The following is a 3163-nucleotide window of genomic DNA, read 5'->3' on the forward strand; positions in this document are numbered from 1 at the left end:
CCGCGGTCCATGTGCCGGGGGATCTGGCCGGGGTGGCGCCGGTGATCCGCCGCGCGCTGCCGCCGCCGCTCGATCCTGCGCGCAGCGATGACGACTTTGGCGATTTCATCTTTGCGCCACTGGGCGAATGGATCACCGCGCTGACGCGCACCGAGGGCGAGCTGCCGCTGGCGCTGGATCTGATGGAGGAGGTGACGCAGCGCTTCTCGATGGAGTTCGCCAACCGCCCGCTGCTGAAACGCTGGCCGGAGCCGGTGCTGGCGCGGATGCGCGACTGGGCCGGGCATCCCCACTACCATACCCGCCGTCTGGCCAGCGAAGGCAGCCGCCCGCGTCTGCCCTGGGGTCTTGCCGTGGGGCTGGCGCCGGATGCGACGCTGCCGATCCTGGACCAGCTGCACGCCGACAAAACCCGCTATGTCACCCGCTCGGTGGCCAATCATCTGAATGACATCGCCAAGAAAGAGCCGCAGATCGTCATCGACCGGCTTACCGATTGGCAAGGGCAGGGGATGCAGGCGCAGAAAGAGCTGGGCTGGATCACCTCCCACGCGCTGCGCGGGCTGGTCAAATCGGGCGATCCGCGCGCGCTGCGGCTTCTGGGCTATGACCCGGATCTGGCACTGACCGCGCGGCTGGAGCTGCCCGAACACGTGCGCATCGGCGAAAAACTCGCGCTCTCTTGTGCGCTGCAAGGGCCCGATGGCGCGCCGGTTCTTGTGGATTACGTACTGCGGTTCTGTCGCGCGGGCGGCAAGACTTCGGACAAAGTGTTCAAATGGAAAAAGGCCACGCTTGGCCGCGACGGGCTACATTTGCAGAAATCCCACCCGCTCAAGGCGCAGGCCTCGACCTTCACCCTGCGGCCGGGCCTGCATCGTGTGACGCTTCTGGTCAATGGCCAGCCCCGCGCCGAGGCGGAGGTGGAGTTCCTTGCCTGAGCCGCAGCCCCTTGCTATCAGCGCGGAAATCCCGATGGTCGCATCACAGACAGCAACAAAGGCCCCAGAATGCCCAAGCAGATGACCGAAGCCCAGCTGCCGACCGATCAGGCCGGAGGGTATGAGGTGACGCCGCGCCTGGAAATCCGCAATATCCGCCGCTTCTTTGAGGGGCGCGCGGTGGTGGATGATGTGTCCCTGCGGGTGCTGCCGGGGCAGGTGACCTGTCTGCTCGGCCCCTCTGGCTGCGGCAAATCCACCACGCTGCGCATGATCGCAGGCGTCGAGATGCAGGACGAGGGCGAAATCTATGTGGATGGCAAGCTGGTCTGCGATACCGTGTTCCGGGTGCCGCCCGAACGGCGCGCGATCGGCTTGATGTTTCAGGACTTTGCCCTGTTTCCCCACCTCAGCGTCGGCGACAATGTCAGCTTTGGCCTCAAGGGCAGCAAGGAGCGCAAACGCGCCCGTGCCAGGGAGCTCTTGGACCGGGTCTCGCTTGGCAAATTCATCGACGACTATCCGCATCAGCTCTCGGGCGGCGAACAGCAGCGGGTGGCGCTGGCCCGTGCGCTGGCGCCCAGTCCCAAGATCATGCTGATGGACGAGCCGTTCTCCGGGCTTGATAACCGGCTGCGCGACGGCATCCGGGACGAGACCCTGAGCCTGTTGAAGGAAGAAGACACCGCCGTGCTGCTGGTCACCCATGAGCCGGAAGAGGCGATGCGCATGGCCGACGAGATCGCTCTGATGCGGGATGGCAGGATCGTGCAGCAAGGCGCGCCCTATAACGTCTATACCCGCCCGGCGGACAAGGCGGCGGTGGCGTTCTTTTCGGATGTGAACACGCTGCGCGCCACCGTGAACGGCGCCCTGGCCGAAACCCCCTTTGGCCAGTTCCTCGCCCCCGGGGTGCCGGATGGAACCGAGGTGGAGATCGTCTTTCGCCCGCAACACATCCGCATCGACTTTGATCGCGGCGGTCGCGGACCGGAGGCCACGGCAAAAGCCGGCGTTCCTGCGCGCGGCATCGTGCAGCGGGCGCGGTTTCTGGGCAACGAGAGCCTGGTGGAGTTTCGCATGGATTTCGACGGCTCGGTGCTCAAGGCCACGGTGCCGAATGTCTTCCTGCCCGCCGAGGGCCGCGCCATGTGGCTGACCGTGCCCCGGGATCGTTGTTTCGTCTTCCCCTTGTGACATTCCTCGGCCATGCTGCCCCATATGGATGGAGGCCAGCATGCGCGAAACGACTGCCCCCTATGAGATGCGCCCGCTGACGCGGGCAGAGATCGACATCGCCGTCTCCTGGGCCGCCCGTGAAGGCTGGAACCCGGGCGCAGAGGATGCCGCCTGTTTCGCCGCGCAGGACCCGGAGGGGTTCTGGGGCGGCTTTCTGGACGGCGAGATGGTCGCCTGTATCTCGGTGGTGCGCTACGGCGCGGCCTTTGCCTTTCTCGGTTTTTATATCGTTGATCCGGCCCATCGCGGGCAGGGCTATGGCTATGCGCTCTGGCAAAGGGCGCTGGGGCAGGCGGGGCATCGCACCGTCGGGCTGGATGGTGTGGTGGACCAGCAGGAGAATTATCGCCGCTCGGGGTTCGATCTGGCCTGGCGCAACATCCGCTTTGGCGGCGTGCCCGCGATGCGCCCGCGCGCCAGTGACGATTTTACCCTGACCTGGCTCGACGGGCTCTCGGCGCAGGTCGCCGCGCTGGATGCCCGGGTGTTCCCGGCACCGCGTCCTGCCTTCTGGCAGGCCTGGCTTGGCGGGCCCGGCCATGTCAGCGTTGCCGCCCATGCGGAGGACGGCGAGATGCAGGGCTTTGGCACCCTGCGCCGCTGCGCCCATGGCGCCAAGATCGGCCCCTTGCTGGCGACCTCGCGCGCGGCGGCGCTTGCGGTGCTGGCGGGGGTGCTGAAGGATTGGCCGGAGGGCGAAGAGATCTTTCTCGACGTGCCAGACCCCAATGGCGCAGGGGTGCAGCTCGCGCGGGATCTGGGCCTCAGCCCGGTGTTTGAAACCGCCCGCATGTATCGCGGCCACCAACCAGAGCTGGCGCTGGATCTGATCTACGGCGTGACCAGTTTCGAGCTGGGCTAGGCAGGCTCTTACCGATCGGTCGGGCGCTGACCTTGGTGGGTGAGGGCTATTCCTTGCAGAGCTCGAAATCCTGCAACCGCTTGCCGGGTTCATCGACAAAAAGCTCTGGCAGCGCCTGCGC

3 protein-coding genes are annotated in these 3163 nt (G+C 66.2%); all 3 read left to right on the top strand.

The features are described 5' to 3' along the window. A partial coding sequence (locus HCZ87_RS20375) for a hypothetical protein (protein ID WP_167646905.1) occupies positions 1 to 941 on the top strand: 941 nt, incomplete at its 5' end. An 81-nt stretch (positions 942 to 1022) separates the two neighbouring features. Then, positions 1023 to 2138, top strand: a complete 1116-nt coding sequence (locus tag HCZ87_RS20380) for an ABC transporter ATP-binding protein (protein WP_167646909.1) — start codon at positions 1023 to 1025, stop codon at positions 2136 to 2138. A gap of 40 nt (positions 2139 to 2178) precedes the next feature. Continuing rightward, positions 2179 to 3042 (top strand): GNAT family N-acetyltransferase, encoded by an 864-nt coding sequence (locus tag HCZ87_RS20385; RefSeq protein ID WP_167646907.1) that lies wholly within the window; start codon positions 2179 to 2181, stop codon positions 3040 to 3042. The last annotated feature ends 121 nt before the right edge of the window (positions 3043 to 3163 follow it).

The sequence above is a fragment of the Phaeobacter sp. HF9A genome (assembly GCF_011806385.1).
Classification (GTDB): domain Bacteria; phylum Pseudomonadota; class Alphaproteobacteria; order Rhodobacterales; family Rhodobacteraceae; genus Epibacterium.

Bases quoted from the DNA above. Each gene is read 5' to 3' on its own strand.
- HCZ87_RS20380 (WP_167646909.1), top strand. From the start codon at position 1,023: ATGACCGAAGCCCAGCTGCCGACCGATCAGGCCGGAGGGTATGAGGTG.
- HCZ87_RS20385 (WP_167646907.1), top strand. From the start codon at position 2,179: ATGCGCGAAACGACTGCCCCCTATGAGATGCGCCCGCTGACGCGGGCA.